The organism is Herbaspirillum sp. 1173 (assembly GCF_031455335.1).
In the GTDB taxonomy this organism is placed as follows: domain Bacteria; phylum Pseudomonadota; class Gammaproteobacteria; order Burkholderiales; family Burkholderiaceae_D; genus Herbaspirillum; species Herbaspirillum huttiense.
The window spans coordinates 86,868-104,021 of sequence record NZ_JAVDSP010000005.1; the positions used below are offsets into that span (position 1 = coordinate 86,868).

General features: G+C 64.7%; 16 protein-coding genes. 6 read left to right on the forward strand and 10 right to left on the reverse strand.

The genetic code is table 11. The annotated features are described in order from the left end of the window. The first annotated feature begins 51 nt into the window (after positions 1 to 51). Positions 52 to 423, forward strand: a complete 372-nt coding sequence (locus J2X56_RS17130; protein ID WP_083859679.1) for a RidA family protein — start codon at positions 52 to 54, stop codon at positions 421 to 423. A gap of 58 nt (positions 424 to 481) precedes the next feature. Here J2X56_RS17130 and J2X56_RS17135 read toward each other — a convergent pair whose 3' ends face one another. Then, positions 482 to 2,557, reverse strand: a complete 2,076-nt coding sequence (locus tag J2X56_RS17135) for a TonB-dependent receptor (protein ID WP_375163930.1) — start codon at positions 2,555 to 2,557, stop codon at positions 482 to 484. A 188-nt stretch (positions 2,558 to 2,745) separates the two neighbouring features. On the opposite strand from J2X56_RS17135, the gene J2X56_RS17140 reads away from it, so the two are divergent. Then, positions 2,746 to 3,663, forward strand: coding sequence for a LysR family transcriptional regulator (locus J2X56_RS17140; protein WP_134134310.1), 918 nt, complete (start codon positions 2,746 to 2,748; stop codon positions 3,661 to 3,663). A 3-nt stretch (positions 3,664 to 3,666) separates the two neighbouring features. Here the strand turns inward: J2X56_RS17140 and J2X56_RS17145 are convergent, their stop codons facing one another. The 3 genes from J2X56_RS17145 to J2X56_RS17155 form a co-directional block, all read right to left on the reverse strand. Next, positions 3,667 to 4,203 carry an SRPBCC domain-containing protein gene (locus tag J2X56_RS17145; protein ID WP_134223774.1) on the reverse strand — a complete coding sequence of 179 codons (537 nt, stop codon included), beginning with the start codon at positions 4,201 to 4,203 and terminating at the stop codon, positions 3,667 to 3,669. A 106-nt stretch (positions 4,204 to 4,309) separates the two neighbouring features. Continuing rightward, positions 4,310 to 5,014: a carboxymuconolactone decarboxylase family protein gene (locus tag J2X56_RS17150; RefSeq protein WP_310161155.1), complete on the reverse strand. Its 705-nt coding sequence runs from the start codon at positions 5,012 to 5,014 to the stop codon at positions 4,310 to 4,312. A 37-nt stretch (positions 5,015 to 5,051) separates the two neighbouring features. Next, on the reverse strand, positions 5,052 to 5,609 hold the full coding sequence (locus J2X56_RS17155; protein WP_121040969.1) for a flavodoxin family protein: 558 nt from the start codon (positions 5,607 to 5,609) through the stop codon (positions 5,052 to 5,054). 150 nt (positions 5,610 to 5,759) lie between these two features. Here J2X56_RS17155 and J2X56_RS17160 point away from each other — a divergent pair, with 150 nt between their 5' ends. Next, positions 5,760 to 6,713, forward strand: coding sequence for a LysR family transcriptional regulator (locus tag J2X56_RS17160; RefSeq protein ID WP_310161158.1), 954 nt, complete (start codon positions 5,760 to 5,762; stop codon positions 6,711 to 6,713). Positions 6,714 to 6,726: 13 nt separating this feature from the next. Here J2X56_RS17160 and J2X56_RS17165 read toward each other — a convergent pair whose 3' ends face one another. After that, positions 6,727 to 7,191, reverse strand: coding sequence for a cyclophilin-like fold protein (locus tag J2X56_RS17165; RefSeq protein ID WP_310161160.1), 465 nt, complete (start codon positions 7,189 to 7,191; stop codon positions 6,727 to 6,729). 115 nt (positions 7,192 to 7,306) lie between these two features. Beyond that, complete coding sequence (locus J2X56_RS17170; RefSeq protein WP_134134301.1) at positions 7,307 to 8,218, reverse strand: LysR family transcriptional regulator; 912 nt, start codon at positions 8,216 to 8,218, stop codon at positions 7,307 to 7,309. A 256-nt stretch (positions 8,219 to 8,474) separates the two neighbouring features. On the opposite strand from J2X56_RS17170, the gene J2X56_RS17175 reads away from it, so the two are divergent. Both J2X56_RS17175 and J2X56_RS17180 read left to right on the forward strand, forming a co-directional pair. After that, positions 8,475 to 9,704, forward strand: coding sequence for an MFS transporter (locus tag J2X56_RS17175; RefSeq protein WP_121041364.1), 1,230 nt, complete (start codon positions 8,475 to 8,477; stop codon positions 9,702 to 9,704). Beyond that, positions 9,701 to 10,114, forward strand: coding sequence for a cupin domain-containing protein (locus J2X56_RS17180; protein ID WP_121040977.1), 414 nt, complete (start codon positions 9,701 to 9,703; stop codon positions 10,112 to 10,114). Before J2X56_RS17175 ends, J2X56_RS17180 begins: the two co-directional genes overlap by 4 nt. Positions 10,115 to 10,212: 98 nt before the next feature. Here the strand turns inward: J2X56_RS17180 and J2X56_RS17185 are convergent, their stop codons facing one another. Further along, positions 10,213 to 11,262: an NAD(P)-dependent alcohol dehydrogenase gene (locus J2X56_RS17185; RefSeq protein WP_039783185.1), complete on the reverse strand. Its 1,050-nt coding sequence runs from the start codon at positions 11,260 to 11,262 to the stop codon at positions 10,213 to 10,215. Between the two features lie 371 nt (positions 11,263 to 11,633). Here J2X56_RS17185 and J2X56_RS17190 point away from each other — a divergent pair, with 371 nt between their 5' ends. Continuing rightward, positions 11,634 to 12,647 carry an XdhC family protein gene (locus J2X56_RS17190; RefSeq protein WP_204726868.1) on the forward strand — a complete coding sequence of 338 codons (1,014 nt, stop codon included), beginning with the start codon at positions 11,634 to 11,636 and terminating at the stop codon, positions 12,645 to 12,647. Between the two features lie 104 nt (positions 12,648 to 12,751). On the opposite strand, the gene J2X56_RS17195 is transcribed toward J2X56_RS17190, so the two are convergent. From J2X56_RS17195 to J2X56_RS17205, 3 genes are read right to left on the reverse strand one after another with little or no spacing between them, the layout of a single operon-like run. After that, positions 12,752 to 14,110, reverse strand: coding sequence for a cytochrome c (locus tag J2X56_RS17195; RefSeq protein ID WP_121040983.1), 1,359 nt, complete (start codon positions 14,108 to 14,110; stop codon positions 12,752 to 12,754). 18 nt (positions 14,111 to 14,128) lie between these two features. Further along, positions 14,129 to 16,381, reverse strand: coding sequence for a molybdopterin cofactor-binding domain-containing protein (locus tag J2X56_RS17200; RefSeq protein WP_310161166.1), 2,253 nt, complete (start codon positions 16,379 to 16,381; stop codon positions 14,129 to 14,131). After that, on the reverse strand, positions 16,378 to 16,992 hold the full coding sequence (locus J2X56_RS17205) for a 2Fe-2S iron-sulfur cluster-binding protein (RefSeq protein ID WP_310161168.1): 615 nt from the start codon (positions 16,990 to 16,992) through the stop codon (positions 16,378 to 16,380). Before J2X56_RS17205 ends, J2X56_RS17200 begins: the two co-directional genes overlap by 4 nt. Positions 16,993 to 17,154: the final 162 nt, after the last annotated feature.

The following is a 17,154-nucleotide window of genomic DNA, read 5'->3' on the forward strand; positions in this document are numbered from 1 at the left end:
CCGGGGCAGCCCCATGGCAGTGACATGATCCATCGTTGACAGGAGAATCGCTTGAGCACCACCGACCACAGCATCGAGAGAAAACACACCAATGCGCGCATGAGCAAGATCGTCCAATATGGCGGCCTGGTCTACCTGTGCGGCCAGACCGCCAATGGCGGACCGCATGCCGAGGCCGACATCGCGACCCAGACCGGCGAAGTGCTGGCCCGGATCGATGCCCTGCTCCAGGAAGCCGGCACCGGCCGGGAGCGCATCCTCTCGACCACCATCTACCTGCGCGACATCGCCGACTTTGCGGCCATGAATGCGGTGTGGGATGCCTGGGTGCCTGCCGGAACCGCGCCGGCCCGTACTACGCTCGAAGCCAGACTGGGCGCATCCAATCTGCTGGTCGAGATGACCGTAATCGCTGCCCGATAAGCAGAAAAAAAGAAGGGCAGGCAGCCATTGCGGCTGCCTGCCCTTCCGTATTTTTTGCTCAATACTTCACATTGGCAGAGAGGTAGACCGCCCGCCCATCCCCCGGTGCATGCCGGGTCTGGTCGTTGATCCAGACATATTCATAGTAGCGATTGGCCAGGTTCTTGAGCTGCAGTTCCAGGCTCAGCTTGTCGTTGACCTGATAGGTCGCGCTGGCATTGAAGAGCGTATAGCCACCGTACTTGCCGCCGGTATTGGCCGTGGTCAGGTAGTAGCTGCCCTGGCCGTTGACCGAGGCCGACAGCTTCAGGTCCGCCGTGGCCTGGTAATCGATGCCACCGGAATACACCTGGCGCGGCACGTGGTCGATTTCCTTGCCGAGGGTGTTGGGTGCGGTCGGGTCCGGCGTGATGATTTCCGAACGCTGGCGCGAATACGCCAGCCACAGCGTGGTGCGCTTGCTGGCGCGCAGATTGATTTGCAGGTCGACACCCTTGCGCTGCGTGCGTCCCACGTTTTCCGAATCGCCCGTGGGATCGTTCAGGCGTCGCTTGACCTCATCCGAGGCCCGCTGCTCCCACACCGCCACGCGGCCATCGAGCCAGTCCACCGGCGTGAACTTGACGCCGGTTTCCCAGCCGTCATTGATGGAAGGACGCAGGTCATTGTTGTTGGACTTGTAGGCCGCCGCGCCCGCGCCGACCTGGAAGGTGCGGCCCCAGTTGGCATACAGGCTGGCCTCGCGGATCGGTGCATAGACCACGCTCAGCTTGGGCTGGCGGATGTAGCCGTAATCCTGGATGCCATAGCTCACCCCGCGCGAGGGATCGTTGAAACGTCCTCCCACATGGTCGACCCGGTAGCCGGGGATGATGCGCAGCGACTCCACCGGCTTGATCACGGCCTGTACATAGGCACCCACCGTATCGAAGACGAAATGATGGTCGCGCGTCTGCGATACGCGTACCTGGTTGACCGTGTTGTAGCGCGGGCTCTGGTCTTCCTGGCGCTCCATGCTGAAGCCGCCTTCCAGTGCCAGGTCGCTCATGCCTTCGAGCGCCTTCCAGCGGGGGCGATAGGTGGCATTGGTCAACAGCCCGTAGTGGGTCTCGTCGATGACGCGCTCCTGCTGCGAGGTCGTGGAGGAATAGCGCAGCCAGCGCTGGTCACGCACACGATTGAGATAGAGCTTGGCACCGACCGAGAGCTGGTCATCGATGTCGCCATCGAAGTGCAGGCTGACCTGGTCCATCTGGCGGTTGCCGCCATCGGACTGGGCATAGGCATAGGACGAAGTCGGGTTGCTGCGCGCATCCTGGGCCGTCAGGTAGCCCGGTTCCTGGGCATAGGCATTGGCATGACGGATGCTCAGGCCGGTGCGATAGCGGCCATCATCGCTGGTGTAGAACCACTTGCCGGAGAAGGCGATGTTCTCGGCCTGCGCATGGTCGCGATAGCCATCCGATTTTTCGTAGCCGACGAAATAATTCTGGGACCAGTTGCCGTTTTCCACGCCCTTGACCACCTGCACCTGGCGCGTGTTGAAGCTGCCGTAGGTCAGGCGCGCCTCGTCGTAGTTGCCGCCCTGGCGGGTGACGATGTTGACGTTGCCGGCGATGTTGTGCAGGCCGTAGCGCGCATCGTTGGTGCCGCGTACAACCTCGATGCGGGCGATATCGAGCGGGAACAGCGTGCCCAGGAAGGGCATGCCGCCCGCATTGTCATTGCTGGGGATGCCGTCGATGAGCAGCTTGACCGCATTGACCTCGCCCTCGCCATTGAAGCCACGGAAGGACAGCTTGCCCGATTCATTGCCCTGGCGGAACTGGGTCAGCATCACGCCGGGCGACTGCGCGAACAGCTCCCAGTTGTATTGCACCTGCTGTTGCTGGATGCGGTCGGCCCCGATCAGGTCCACCGAGGTCAGCACGTTGTTGAGTTGCAGCGGACCACTGCGGCGTGCGCTCACTTCCACGGTACCGAGCGTCAGTGAAGAATCCTCAGCGGCGCTGGCCGATTGCGCCAGCGCCCAAGGTGCGGCGCCCAGGGCCAGCAGGCCGGACAGGGCGGTGAGTTTGAACACGGGTCGTGCGCGATGCTGCGGCCCGGGCCGGCGGGCGGAGTGAGTCGTCATTGGTCTTGTATTGGTCTTGGTATAGGCAGAGCATGCGGCCTCCCCCGGCAGCTGCGCTGCCGTCCCCTGGATGCCGCATGGGAAATCAGGAGCGGCAAGCATAATCTGGTATGACCACTTGTTGAATGTGGCAATTTGTCGCAGGGGCTTGCTACCATGCGAGATCTCTTCCTGCTGATTCTGCGCGCATGAAAAAACCGGACCTCCGTACCCTCGACCTGAACCTGCTCAAGGCACTGGCCGCCCTGCTCGATGAACGCAACGTCACGCGTGCGGCGGCGCGGCTGGGGGTGAGCCAGCCAGCCATGAGCGGCATCCTCACGCGGCTGCGCGAAAGTTTCGATGACCCCCTGTTTGCCCGCAGCCAGCGCGGCATCGTGCCCACGCCACGGGCGCTGGAACTGGCGCAACCGGTGCAGCGCGTACTGCGCGACATCGATGGCCTGCTGCATCCGCCGGTCTTCGATCCGGCCACGGCCCATCTGGATTTCACCATCGCCGCCACCGACTATGCCTTGCGCGCGGTCGCCCTGCCCTTCCTGACGGCGCTCAAGCAGCATGCCCCGTTCATCCGCGTGGCGCTGGCGTCGATGGAAGATGCACCGCTGCAGGAGCGGCTGGAGCGCGGCGAGATCGACCTGGCACTGACCACGCCGCAGGATACGCCGCCGGGCCTGCATGCGCGGCGGCTGTTCGACGAGCATTACGTCTGCGCGATGCGTGAGGATCATCCGGTGGTGCGGGGACAGCGGCTCTCGCTCAAGCAGTTCTGCGCGCTGGATCATGCGCTGGTGTCGTATGCGGGCGATCCCTTCCATGGCGTCACCGATGAAGCATTGGCGCAGCGCGGCCTGCAGCGGCGCGTGAGCCTGTCAGTGAAGCGCTTCCTGGTGTTGCCGGAAATCTTGCGCAGCACCGACCTGGTGGCCGTGGTGCCGTCCCGGCTGGTGGCCGGGGTGGAGGGCCTGAAGCTGTTGCCGCCGCCCCTGGAGATCGCTGGCTTCACCAAGACGGCGGCGTGGCACGAGCGTACGCACCGCGATCCGGCGCAGCGCTGGCTACGCCAGCTGCTGTTTGCCACGGCCGGGCTGGTGCCGCTGCGTTGATCCTTAGCGCGGCGTGGCGGCCTCAGCCGCTGCCCGCGCCAGGCCGGTGATCCATTCCTGATGGGCGTTGAGCATGGGATTGGGCAAGGTGGCTGCCAGCTCGCGCGCGGGCTGGCCGTTCTGGGTCTCCTGCGTGAGGATGCGCACGCGGCCGCCCTCCAGGTCTTCGAACAGCCAGGCGTGGTGGACATCCAGACGCTGCGCGGCATCGCCTTCGACCCAGCCGTGCCAGGCGATGCGAGCGGCCTGGCCAGGCTGGGGCGGCAGGTATTCGGTCACTTCCGCTTCGACCGCAAAGCCGAAGGTCGTAAAGCGGAAACGAGCGCCCGCCGACAGCAGCGGACCGCTGCCATCATGGAAGCGGATCTCGCTGGCATTGCCGTAATAGCCGGGCCAGGCGCGCGTGTCGTTGAGCAGCGGCCACACCTGCGCCGCCGAGAGACCGGCGATGATCACTTCATTGGAAACATAGTTGTCGGTGGTACCGGGCAGATAGCCGGCCGGCCAGATGATGGCGGCTTGAGTGGTGATGGCAGACATGATTTTCCTTGGCGGATTGTTGGACAGGTCTGCATGATGCGGACCGTCCAGTTATTACGCCAATCCTGAAAACCGATGATGGATATCGGGAAAACTGATATCTGGATCAGGGCGCAGGCCTGAGCGCTGCGGCTGCTTTTTGCGCCAGTCCCCAGCCACCGTAGAAGGCCACATGTGCCATCGCCTCGCCCAGCTGCTCACTGCGCAAGCCATGATGCGTGGCCAGGGCCAGATAGCCCGGGAACCGCTCAGTCTGGCCCAGTGCCGCCAGCGCGGCCAGCGTCACCAGCACACGTTCGCGCGCGGCCAGGCCGGGACGGCACCAGATCATCCGCTGCAGGACCGATCCGGTGAAGTGCGCCAGCGCAGGTGATGATGCTGCCATCTCATCGATCCCGAAGACCGCTTCCTGAAGGGTCGGCGGAACGACATCGTCCAAGGCCAGCAATTGCGGTGCTGCGGCCGCCTGCAAGTCGACCTGCAAGCCACGCTGGTGCAGCACGTCGCGCGCGGCGCCGATGGCGGCAAAGGCATTGGCCAGGCTGGCGTACGGGCCCAGGTGGGTCAGCACTTCGCTCAACGCATCGGCCGACACGCCGCTGTCGAGCGCCTTGTTGAAATAATGCGGGTAGGCCAGCGTGGCATTGCGTGCCACCAGCACGGCCACCGTGACCAGCGCCCGCTCGCGCGGGGCCAGGCCGGGCCGGTTCCAGAGTTCATCCACGACGTGCTTGCGGGTGAGATCGACCAGCGCCGGGGCAACGCTGGAAAGCATGTCGAACAGGGCATCGGTTGCGGAGGCTTGTGTCATGGCGGATTCCTTGATGGTGAGGGCGCTGGTCCGGGGGTCAGGCGCGGCCGCGTGCGAATTGCGCCGCCACCTCGGCCACGCGCTTGCCCAGATAGGCGGCCGTGGCCAGGTCACTGGCACCGGGCGTGACCTCGGCGGGGGCGTCGTCCGATTGCGCCATCGCTCCCAGCCAGCCACCGATGCGATTGAGTTCATCACCGCTCTTGCCGGGGAACAGATCGACCCCGGTCCAGAGCATGCCGTGCTGGGCCGCGAACAGCGCCAGGGTCACCAGGGAATTGAGCTTGTCGCCATGCAGCGCGCCGGAATTGGTGAAGCCGGCCGCGACCTTGTTGCGCCAGGCCTGCGGGATCCACGACTGGCGGGTGGAGTCTTCCATGAACTGCTTGAAGCGCGCCGAGATGGTGCCGTTATAGGTCGGTGAACCGAAGATGATGGCGTCGCTGGCGGCAATGGCAGCCCAGTCCACGCTACCGGCGGCGAGCGGCACCAGGGTGGCGTGAGCCCCTGCGACTTCTTCCACGCCGCGCGCCACGGACTGGGCGAGTTTTTCGGTATGGCCGTAGCCGCTGTCAAAGACGATGCTGATGTTCATGTTTTCTCCTGTGGATAAATCAAACTGTTCGGGACCGGGGAATGACGTAACAGGCTCATTCTGCGCAAATGGATTACATGACGGTAGCGGTGCAATCCTTTAGGATTCATCAAGATGAACTTATCAATCCATTTTTCGGGGAGCAACGGCATGGATACGTCGCAACGGGTACGCGCCATCATTTCCTTCGTGCAGGCAGCCGATAGCGGCAGCTTCGCCGGTGCCGGGCGGACACTGGGCATCTCCTCAGCTGCGGTGAGCCAGAATGTGGCCGGACTGGAGACTGCGCTGGGCGTGCGTCTGATGAACCGCACGACGCGCAGCCTGAACCTGACCGAGGAAGGCAGTGCCTTCCTGCGTCAGGCACGCATTGCGCTCGATGCACTGGAACAGGCAACCGATGACGTGGTGGCGGCGCGCGCGACACCGACCGGACGCGTGCGCATCTCCACCAGTGCGGCCTTCGGCCGCGAACAGTTGCTGCCGCTGCTGCCCGGCCTGAGCCAGCGCTATCCGGCCTTGTCGGTGGAAGTGGATTTCGATGACCGCCTCAGCGAGCTGGTGCAGGACGGCTATGACCTGGCGATCCGGGGCGGACGCATCGCCGATTCGTCGCTGGTCTCGCGCAGCATCTGCAAACTGAACCTGGCGCTGGTCGCCAGCCCCGCCTATCTGGAGGCCCGCGGCACACCGCGCCGCCCGCAGGATCTGCACAAGCACAGCCTGATCACGCGCAAGTTTCTGGGCGGCAAGGTGTCACCCTGGAATTTCCAGGGCAGCGACGGCAGCATCATGACCTGGAATACCGAACACGCACTGCTGACCTTGTCCTCGCCCGAAGCGCTGGTCCAGGCGGCCCTGGCCGGCATGGGTATCGCCGAAGTCGGGGTGCATCACGCGTGGCGCTATCTGCAACGCGGGCGATTGAAGGTGCTGCTCTTGCGCAGCCATCATCCGGGCAACTACGAGATGTGCCTGCAATACCCGCACCGGGCGCTGATCGCGCCGCGCGTGCGGGTGGCGCTGGATTACCTGCTGGAAGGCTTCGCCGCCAGCGAGGAACTGCACGTGCCGCTGGCCGCCTTGCGCAAGTACGCGGCCTGATTGCGGCAGCGATTCATTCCTGCTCGATCAGGGCCATATACGGTCCTGGCTGACGCAGGACCGCGATGTCGCCGGTGATGTGGCCCAGCTTGACCAATCCCTTCGAGTAAGCGAAGTCCTTGTAGAACAGGGCGATATTGCCCCAGGGCGCATAGAAGGCGATATCCCCGCTGCGCGGCGTATAGCCCTCGGGCTCGCCGCGCGTGGCCAGCTTGCGTGGCAGCTGGGCAATCTTCTCGGTCTGGTTGTAGTCGGACAACTCCAGCGTCAGCGGCAACAGGGCGGCGAAGTCGCGGGCGGCCGGGCCGGGTTCGAGACGCGCGGTCAGGACGGTATCGGCGATGGTGATGCGCAGGGTCATGGGCAGGCTCTTGGCAGGGGTACGGGTCTGCGCCGCTGCCGTCATCGGGCAGAGGCTCATGGCGCCGGCCATCAGCACGGCAATCACGGTCAGGCGCGGCAGGAAAGAGGAAGACATGGGCAATCCGAAAGCAATCGATCTGACCTGATTGTCGCTGCATCATCGGTCCGTGATTAGTCCCGCCGGCCTGAATGCGGTCATCAGTCCAGCTTATGAATCAGGCACCCTGTCATCACCCCGGCTGACGTGGCCGGTTTTCGTAGCGCAGGGCATTGACCACCAGCGAGAACGCCGGCGAAGGCTGGCGGCGGCTGGGATAGTAGAGATGATAGCCCTCGAAGACCGGACACCAGTCCTCCAGCACCCGCACCAGCTGGCCGCTCTCCAGATGCGATTGCAGCTCGTCTTCCGGCAGCAGCACCACGCCCAGCCCGGCCAGGGCCGCATCGATCTGCGGCGGCACGGTGTTGAAGATGAGCGAACCGTCCACACGCACGTTGATCTTTTCGCCGTCCTTTTCAAAATCCCATACGTAAAGCCCGCCCGAGGACGGCATGCGCTGGTTGATGCAATCCTGGGCCATCAGGTCGTTCGGATGCAGCGGCACCGGATAGCGCGTGAAGTACTCGGGCGAGGCCGCCACCACCATGCGCAGCGGCGGGCCGATGGGCACCGCGATCATGTCGCGGTCGATGGTCTTGCCCCAGCGCACGCCGGCATCGAAGCGGTCGGCCACGATGTCGCGCAGGGCGTAGCTCATGTCGAATTCCAGCTTGATGTCGGGATATTGCTGCAACAGCGGGGCCAGCTTGGGCAGCAGCACGCGCTGGATCATGCCGTCGCCGCAGGTGATGCGCACGGTGCCACCAGGTTTTTCGCGCAGTGCGGTGAGGGCATCGAGCTCGGCCTCGATCTCGTCGAAGCGGTTGCCGATGGACTGGATCAGGCGCTCGCCAGCGGGCGTGAGCGAGATGCTGCGCGTGGTGCGGGTCAGCAGGCGGATCTGCAGGCGCTCTTCGAGGCCGCGGATGGCTTGCGACAGCGCCGATTGCGTCACGCCAAGCGTGGCGGCGGCACGCGTGAAACTGCCCTCGCGCGCCACGGTCACGAAACCCAGCAAGTCATTGAGATTGCGTTTGATCATGCAGCCACCCTTCCTGTGGTGAGCAATAAAGCCGGATCAGCCGGAGGCCGCGCCTGTGAAACTCGGGGTCGGTGCCGAAGGGGGACGGGATTCATTGATTAGTTTTTCTAATAGGGTAATTAAGGATTGATTACCTAGTCAATACGGCGCACGCGCGCGACACTGATTGCCTTCACATTCTCCACGGCAAGCGCTGCGACCCGTGCATGCTGATCTTCGGCGTGCTGCGGCGGGCACAGTCTTGCCCGACATCATCATGAGCAGTTCCTCTTGCACCACCTCTTCACTGCAGGCCGCCGACACCCCGGTACAGGCGCACTGGGGCGGCGTCTTCGCGATGACGCTCACGGCCTTTGCCCTGGTCGCTTCCGAATTCATGCCGGTAAGCCTGTTGACGCCCATCGCACAGGATCTGGGCGTGAGCGAAGGCCTGGCCGGGCAAGCGATCTCGGTCTCTGGCGCCTTCGCCGTGCTCACCAGCCTGAGCATTGCGCGCCTGGCCGGGCAGCTGCCACGCAAGACGCTGCTGTTGTGGCTGACGGCGCTGATGATGATCTCCGGCCCGGTCATTGCGCTGGCCCCCAACTATCCGGTCTACATGGCGGGGCGCGTACTGATCGGCATCGCCATCGGCGGCTTCTGGTCGATGTCGGCCGCCGCCGCCATCCGCCTGGTGCCGCCGCAGGACGTGGCGCGTGCACTGGCCGTCTTCAATGGCGGCAATGCCTTGGCCACCGTCGTGGCCGCCCCGCTGGGCAGTTACCTCGGCGCACTCATCGGCTGGCGTGGCGCCTTCCTGTGCCTGGCACCGGTGGCCTTGCTGGCGCTGCTGTGGCAGGCGCTCAGCCTGCCGGCCATGCGTCCGGCCGCGCGCCACACCGCGCCCACGCATCCACTGGCCCTGCTGGCGACACCGCTGGTGGCACTGGGCATGGCGGGCGTGAGCCTGCTCTTCATGGGGCAGTTCACGCTCTTCACCTATCTGCGCCCCTTCCTCGAAAGCGAAACGCGGGTGCAGGTGCAAACCCTGTCGCTGATCCTGCTGGCCATCGGCGTGGCCGGATTCATCGGTACTACGCTCATCGGACGGCTGCTGCGCCGTTCGTTCTACGGCACGCTGGTCTTCATCCCGCTGCTGATGGCCGTCATCGCCCTGGCGCTGGTGGCCTGCGGCCATCACGTCCTGCCGGTCAGCTTGCTGCTGGCGCTGTGGGGTCTGGTCGCCACGGCCGCACCGGTGGGCTGGTGGTCGTGGGTGGCGCGCACCCTGCCGCACGATGCCGAAGCCGGCGGCGGGCTGATGGTGGCGCTGGTGCAATTGGCCATCGGCCTGGGGTCCACCCTGGGCGGACTGCTGTTTGACCACGGCGGCCATCACATCACTTTCTTTGCCAGCGCAGGCGTGCTGCTGGCCGCAGCCTTGCTGGCGGCGCTCACGGCCCGCCAGGATCGCCGGCCTTCTTCCAACGAAAGGACATCTCCATGAAGATCATTCGCAACGGCAGCACCCCATCGGCCAAGGGACCGGCCTCCTTCTTCACCGGCCATGTGCGCATCGACAGTTTCTTCCAGGGTGAAGAACCGGCGCGCGCGGGCGGTGCCATCGTCACCTTCGAACCCGGTGCGCGCACCGTGTGGCACACCCATCCGCTGGGCCAGACCTTGATCGTGACGCAAGGCGTCGGCTGGACCCAATGCGAAGGCGGCCCGCGCACCGAGATCCGCGCCGGCGACGTCGTCTGGTGTCCGTGCCAACGCCGTCACTGGCACGGTGCCACCGACACCACTGCCATGACGCACGTGGCCATCACCGAACTGCTTGATGGCAAGAACGTGGAGTGGATGGAGCCGGTCACCGATGCGCAGTATCTCGGTGGTGAAGTCGTCAGGGACTGAGGCTCCCCCACTTCGCTCAGTAATCAAAAAATCAGGCGGACACCTTGTGGGTGCCCGCCCGATTTCATTCACCGTGCCATCAGGTCAGCCGTTGGCCCTCAGGCCGCCATGCTGGCGTTGTCGATCACGAAGCGATACTTGATGTCGCCCTTGAGCATGCGCTCATAGGCGGTGTTGATTTCTTCGGCGCGGATCAGCTCGATGTCGGCCACGATGTTGTGCTTGGCGCAGAAGTCCAGCATCTCCTGGGTTTCGGGGATGCCGCCGATCAACGAACCGGCCAGCGAACGGCGCTTCATGATGAGGCTGAAGACATTCGGCGACGGGTGCGGCGTGGCTGGTGCGCCGACCAGGGTCATGGTGCCTTCACGCTTCAGCAGCGAGAGGAAGGCATCGAGATCGTGCGGTGCCGCCACGGTGTTGAGGATGAAGTCGAAGCTCTTGGCATGCGCGGCCATCTCTTCGGCATTGCGCGAGACCACCACTTCATCGGCCCCCAGGGCCTTGGCATCGGCACGCTTGGAATCCGAGGTGGTGAAGGCCACCACGTGCGCACCCATGGCGTGCGCGATCTTGATGCCCATGTGGCCGAGGCCGCCGATGCCAACCACACCGACCTTCTTGCCGGGACCGGCACCCCAGTGGCGCAGCGGCGAATAGGTGGTGATGCCGGCGCACAGCAGCGGGGCCACGGCGGCCAGGTCGGCTTCCGGATGGCGGACCGTCAGCACGTAGCGCTCGTGCACCACGATCTGCTGCGAGTAGCCACCCATGGTCCAGCCGGGGGCGTCATCGGTCTTGCCGTTGTAGGTGCCGACCATGTTGTCGCAATAGTTTTCCAGGCCTTCTTCGCAATCCGGGCAGGTCTGGCAGCTGTCGACGATACAGCCCACGCCGACCAGGTCACCGACCTTGAATTTGCTGACGTGGTTGCCGACGGCGGCGACACGGCCCACGATCTCGTGACCGGGGACACAGGGGTATTGGGTGCCGGCCCATTCGGAACGGACCTGGTGCAGGTCGGAGTGGCAGATGCCGCAATAGGCGATGTCGATCTGCACATCGTGCGGGCCGGTGGCACGGCGGGTGATTTCCAGATGTTCGAGTGGCTTGTCGGCGGCGTGTGCGCCATAAGCGTGGACTGGCATGGGGATCTCCTCAGTAAACGAGCCAATAAGCTGGCGTTGAGAAAGAACAGGTCAGGGGTGGGCAACCTGTCTTGAAAATGGATGATTGTGGCGTCTTGCAGCGCGCGAAGACAGACCTATTTCGCGATGATTCTTGCCTGAAATTCCGGGACCATCGCAGCGACAAGCGAGTCATTCCCGCGACATCCGCTACCGCGCGCCTCGGCAGAAAGGCATGCGGACACACTGCGTGCGAGCTTGCAGATTCTGCCTCATCATTGGTACCGGGATTAGCGGGACCGGGCTTAATTGGTCTATAAGCCCGGCTAATTAGTTCCTGTGCCGATGTCATGGCAGACTGGACCTCCGATCGAACGTAAACTGATGCCGCAATGAACGATACTTCCGACCTCAAGGTCTTGCGCGCCCTGCGCGAATGGCGGCGCAATGGGCGCAGCGCGCTGCTGGCCACCGTGGTTTCGACCTGGGGCTCGTCGCCGCGTCCGGTCGGCTCGCAACTGGCCATCCGCGACGATGGCCGGCTCATCGGTTCGGTCTCCGGCGGCTGCATCGAGGATGACCTGCTGTTCCAGTACCTGCGCCAGCGCCCCGCCACATGGGGCCAGGCAGGATCACCGCAACAGGTGCGCTACGGCATCGATGCCGATGAAGCGCATCGCTTCGGCCTGCCCTGCGGCGGTACGCTGGCGCTGCTGCTCGAATTTGATCCTGCGCTGAACATGCTGGACGAACTGGTGAGTACGCTGGAACGTGGCCAACTGGTCTGTCGCCGCGTCGATTGCCACGATGGCAGCAGCCGCATCGAGGTCAGCGAGTCACCGGCCGAACTGCTGTTCGATGGAAATACGCTGCGCCATACCATGGGGCCGGATTACCGGATGCTGTTGATCGGTGCCGGCATGCTGGCCGAATACCTGGCGACGATGGCGCTCTTCAACGGCTTTGCGGTGACGATCTGCGATCCGCGTTCGGAATACCTGGGCAGCTGGTCGGTGGAGGGCGTGCGCATCGTCACCGACATGCCCGATGATGCGGTGCTGGATTTCCGTCCCGATCAGCGTAGCTGCGTCATCGCCCTCACCCATGATCCCAAGCTGGATGACCTGGCACTGCTGGAAGCGGTGGCCAGTCCGGCGTTCTATGTCGGCGCCATCGGTTCGCGCCGCAACAGTGCTGCGCGCAAGGACCGCTTGATCACCCACTTCGAGCAGACCGAAGAAAGCCTGGCGCGCCTGCGCGGGCCCATCGGGCTCTATATCGGCAGCAAGACGCCTTCCGAGATCGCGGTGAGCGTGATGGCCGAGGTGCTGGCCGTCAAGAATGGCGTGGCCTTGACGCCGGTGCATTCGGTGGCGGCGATGAAGACGGCCGGTACTGCGTTCTAAGTTTTCATCCTTCGCGCCAGCTTTTCCTCTTTCCTCCCGTCATGAAAAAAGGACCGCTGCCTGCAAAGGTCAGCGGTCCGAACGGGACTTCATGAAAAAACGATTCAGCGCATCTGCAAGACGATGGGATTGCTGCTGGCCGGATTGGTACGGTCGCGCAGAGTCTTGACGTCGTCCACCTTGACCGCACCGCCATGATTGCCCCAGCTGCTGCGAATGAAGCTGAGCACGTCGGCAATCTCGGCATCGCTCAACTGGCTGCGGAAGGGCGGCATGCGATACGAATCGGGCACGCCATCAGCGACCACGCGCACCGAGCCATTCAAAGTCACGTTGATGGCCGATGCATCCTCCTTGGCCAGCGAGGAGACGGCACCGGCCAGCGGCGGAATCCACGGCGCACGCCCGCGACCATCGACCGCATGGCAGGCCGCGCACTTGGCCATGTAGGTGCGTGCAGCGGGGCTGTCCAGGCGTTGTGCGGCCAGGGCGGTGGTGGTGCCGTTATCGTATTTCCACGGTTCCCCATCGCGCTTGGGATCGCCCGGCAGCGACTTCAGGTAACGGGCGATGGCCTGCAGGTCGGGGTCGCTCAGGAATTGCGTGGAGTTGTTGAAGGCATCGGCCATGGAACCGAACACCACCGCGTGCTGGTTGCGGCCGGTCTTGAGGAATTGCACGACCTCGGCTTCACTCCAGCGGCCGATGCCGGTGTTGACGTCGCCGCGCAGGCTGGGGGCATACCAGCCATCGAGCAGCGCACCGGACAGGTACAGCGGATGGCCGCCATCGAGCCCCTTCTCGTTCATCGCCACGCCGCGCGGCGTGTGGCAGCTGCCGCAGTGGCCCGCACCCTGCACCAGATAGGCACCGCGATTCCAGAGGGCATCCTGTTTCGGATCGGGCTGGTAGGGATGCGGGCTGGTAAAGGCCAGGTTCCAGAACGCCAGCGGCCAGCGCATATTGAGCGGCCACGGGATGTCGCTCTCCTGGTTGGCCTGCACCACCGGTTTCACGCCATGCATGAAGTAGGCATAGAGCGCGCTCACATCCTCATCCGACATCTTGGCGTAGGACGGATAGGGCATGGCCGGATAGAGCCGGTGCCCATCGCGTGCCACACCGTGACGCAGCGCGCGGTCGAATTCGGCCAGGCTGTAGTCACCGATGCCGCTGCCGCGGTCGGGCGTGATGTTGGTGGCGTAGATGGCACCGAGCGGAGTGGCCATCTCCAGTCCACCGGCGAAGGGCTTGCTCTTGGGCGTGCTGTGGCAGGCCACGCAATCAGCCTGGCGCGCGACATACTCGCCGCGCTGGATCAGCGCGGCGGAGGGCGGCGGCGGCGCAGCTGCGCTGTCGAAAGGCGAGGCCGGAGTGCGCAGGGCGACCCACGCTGCGGCGATCAGCAGCGCGGCGAGGATCAGCAGGAAGACGCGCAGCTTGCCGTTTTTTTGATCAGTCATGGATGCGTCAGTCTGCCATCAGGCCTTGAAGGTGTAATGCGACAGCGGCATGCTGCGAATGCGCTGGCCGGTCAGGTGCGAAACCGCATTGGCCACCGCCGGCGGCACGGCCGGCAGGGGCGGCTCGCCGATGCCGCCCATCTTGGCACCGCTCTCGATGATCTTCACATGCACGCGCGCCATGCGCTGCGGCGGCAGGATGGGATAGAGATCGTAATTGCGTGCCACCCGTGCGCCCTCCTTGTAGACCACTTCTTCCAGCAGCACCTGCGACAAGCCCAGCGTGACGGCTCCGTTGACCTGGGCCTCGACAATGGCCGGGTTGACGATGCGGCCCGGATCGATGGCTTCCCAGATGTCATGCACCCGCACCTGGCCGTTCTCGATGGAGACTTCGGCAATGGCTGCGGTCTCGGTACCGAAGGCTTTGGCCATGGCCACACCGCGCGCACGGCGCGTGCCGTCGGGGGCGGTGAAAGGACCGCGCTTCCATCCACCGGAGAGATCCACGGCCGCCTTGAGCAGCGTGGTCAGGCGATCATTTCCCTGCAGCAGGCGCAGGCGCACATCGAGCGGATCCTGGCCGCCCTTGTCGGCGATCTCGTCGAGGAAGGCTTCGTAGAAAAAGTCATTCATCGAATTGCCGACCGAGCGCCAGTAGCCGACGATGGGCGGATTCTTCACGAAACGCTGGCCGATGCGCTTGTGGGCAAACTGATAGGACTTGCCGGCCAATCCTTCCAGCGCAGTGGGGTCGATCTTGTTGCGCTTGTTGGCAATCGATTCGGTCGGCCCTTCGGTGGCGCTGATGGCTTCGATGGCGATGGGGAAACCCTTGTCATCGAGGCCGGCACGGAACTGCACCACCGCCATCGGGCGCATGGTGTCGCGAGCGAATTCTTCTTCGCGGCTCCAGATCACCTTGACCGGGCGGCCCACGGCCTTGGCCAGCTGGATTGCCTGGGGGAAGGGCATGGCCGTCTCGTACAGGAAGTGCCGGCCGAAGAAGCCGCCCAGCAAGGGCGAATGGATGGTGATCTTTTCCGGGGACAATCCGGTCTGCTTGGCGATGGCGGCCTGGAACATTTCCGGGGCCTGGTTGGGCAGCCACATCTCCAGCGTGCCATCGGCATTGAAGCGGGCCGTGGCCGAAGGCGGTTCCAGCTGGGCATGATTGAGGTACTGGCTGCGGTAGCTGGCTTGCACCACGGTCTTGGCACCGGCCAGGGCCTTGGTCACATCGCCTTCGGTCTCGGCTTCATCGACGGCCGCAGTGGACTTGGCCAACTGCTCGGCAAACCCTTCGGTGGAAAAGTCGGCCGGCACATAGCGGCGATCCGGTGCCGGGCCGGGGTCGCTCCAGTCCACCTGCAGCGCTTCCACCGCACGCTTGGCATTCCACCAGCGCTCGGCCACGACGGCGACAGCGCCCGGCAGGCGATGCACCGAATGCACGCCGGTCATCTTGCGTACCTCGGCTTCATTGCGGATGCTGCCGACCTCCAGGCCCAGGCGCGGTGCGTGTTGCACGGCGGCCTGCAGCATGTTCTCGACTTGCGTGTCGATGCCGTATTGCGCGCGGCCCGTGGATTTGTCCAGCACGTCGAGCCGGGCCAGCGGCTTGCCGATCCAGCGGAATTGTTTGTCGTCCTTGAGCTTGATGGTCTCCAGCGGCGGATTGGGCAGGTCCAGCGCCTTGGGTGCGAGTTCGCCGTAACTGATCGAGCGGCCGCTGGCCGCATGCACCACACGGCCGGGCTCGGTGGTGAGGCTGTCCAGCGGCACCTGCCATTGATTGGCGGCCGCCTGCAGCAGCAGGTGGCGCGCCAGTGCGCCCACACGCCGCATGGTCGGATAGCTGGTACGCACCGACATGCTGCCGCCGGTGATGCGGATGCCGATGTCCATCACTTTGTACTGGTCATTGGCGGGCGCGTTGTGGACCACGAAACGTCCGGGGTCGGCATCGAGTTCTTCGCCGACGATCTGCGCCATGGCCGTGAAGATGCCCTGCCCGCCTTCGACGAAGGGGCTTTGCAGGTGGATGCTGTTGTCGGGTCGGATTTCCAGGAAGGCCGGCACGCGCGTGCCGGGCGCTGCCGGCGCGGCATTGGCCTGGGCGCGAGCATTGCCGGCCGGCAAGGTGAAGCCGACCACCAGCGAACCGGCGGCGGTGCCGGCCGAGGCCAGCAGGAAGCGGCGGCGCGAGATGTTGACCGGCTCACCATCCGGCAGCAATTCGTTCAGGGGAAGATCGTGCGGCTGGTTCATGCTTGCTCCTTGCCGGCCTTGGCCTTCTGGGTCTTGCTCCACTGGATGGCGGCGACGGCCCCCACGCCGACCACAGCGGCAGCGGCCACGGCGGCCTTGTTGACGCCCGCTGCGCCGGCCGGTGCAGCGGGCGTGGTGGCCGCAGCAGCGGCTGCAGGTGCGCCCGTGCCGCCGGAGAGCTCATGCATGGCGGCCTTGATGGCGTTGTAGGTGCCGCAACGGCAGAGGTTGACCATGGCGCCGACGATCTGTTCGTCGCTGGGCTGGGCCACCTGTTTCAGCAAGGCGGTCGCAGCCATCACCTGGCCAGACTGGCAATAGCCGCATTGCGGCACCTGGTGCCGGACCCAGGCATCGACCACTTTCTGGCCGACCGGATCGGCGGTGACCGCCTCGATGGTGGTGACCTTGCGTCCGGCCATGGCGCCGACGGGCATGACGCAGGAGCGCAGCACCTCGCCATCGACCATCACGGAACAGGCCCCGCACTGGGCCAGGCCGCAGCCGTATTTGGTGCCGGTCATGCCGAGTTCATCGCGGATCACCCACAGCAGGGGCGTCTCGGCATCGGAGGTGATCTGGTAAGTCTTGTCGTTGATCTGGAGTTCCATGGTTCCTGCCATCGGGGTTGAGAACGCAAGCCAGCGCGGACGGGCGCTCTGGAGGGGAAGTGAAGGACGCAGCAAGGCGACACTAAACAGGATCCCCGCATGATGGCGCATCACGCGGGGACTGATTAGCTGAGCCGGGCTTAATGGGGATATTAGACGAGC

What these genes read in the sequence shown, in the direction of transcription:
- J2X56_RS17180 (WP_121040977.1), top strand. Translation starts at nt 9,701, where the DNA reads ATGAAGATCATTCGCAACGGCAGCACCCCATCGGCCAAGGGACCGGCC.
- J2X56_RS17145 (WP_134223774.1), bottom strand. Translation starts at nt 4,203, where the DNA reads ATGTCTGCCATCACCACTCAAGCCGCCATCATCTGGCCGGCCGGCTAT.
- J2X56_RS17175 (WP_121041364.1), top strand. Translation starts at nt 8,475, where the DNA reads ATGAGCAGTTCCTCTTGCACCACCTCTTCACTGCAGGCCGCCGACACC.
- J2X56_RS17190 (WP_204726868.1), top strand. Translation starts at nt 11,634, where the DNA reads ATGAACGATACTTCCGACCTCAAGGTCTTGCGCGCCCTGCGCGAATGG.
- J2X56_RS17160 (WP_310161158.1), top strand. Translation starts at nt 5,760, where the DNA reads ATGGATACGTCGCAACGGGTACGCGCCATCATTTCCTTCGTGCAGGCA.
- J2X56_RS17165 (WP_310161160.1), bottom strand. Translation starts at nt 7,191, where the DNA reads ATGTCTTCCTCTTTCCTGCCGCGCCTGACCGTGATTGCCGTGCTGATG.
- J2X56_RS17170 (WP_134134301.1), bottom strand. Translation starts at nt 8,218, where the DNA reads ATGATCAAACGCAATCTCAATGACTTGCTGGGTTTCGTGACCGTGGCG.
- J2X56_RS17200 (WP_310161166.1), bottom strand. Translation starts at nt 16,381, where the DNA reads ATGAACCAGCCGCACGATCTTCCCCTGAACGAATTGCTGCCGGATGGT.
- J2X56_RS17150 (WP_310161155.1), bottom strand. Translation starts at nt 5,014, where the DNA reads ATGACACAAGCCTCCGCAACCGATGCCCTGTTCGACATGCTTTCCAGC.
- J2X56_RS17140 (WP_134134310.1), top strand. Translation starts at nt 2,746, where the DNA reads ATGAAAAAACCGGACCTCCGTACCCTCGACCTGAACCTGCTCAAGGCA.
- J2X56_RS17135 (WP_375163930.1), bottom strand. Translation starts at nt 2,557, where the DNA reads ATGACGACTCACTCCGCCCGCCGGCCCGGGCCGCAGCATCGCGCACGA.
- J2X56_RS17195 (WP_121040983.1), bottom strand. Translation starts at nt 14,110, where the DNA reads ATGACTGATCAAAAAAACGGCAAGCTGCGCGTCTTCCTGCTGATCCTC.
- J2X56_RS17205 (WP_310161168.1), bottom strand. Translation starts at nt 16,992, where the DNA reads ATGGAACTCCAGATCAACGACAAGACTTACCAGATCACCTCCGATGCC.
- J2X56_RS17155 (WP_121040969.1), bottom strand. Translation starts at nt 5,609, where the DNA reads ATGAACATCAGCATCGTCTTTGACAGCGGCTACGGCCATACCGAAAAA.
- J2X56_RS17185 (WP_039783185.1), bottom strand. Translation starts at nt 11,262, where the DNA reads ATGCCAGTCCACGCTTATGGCGCACACGCCGCCGACAAGCCACTCGAA.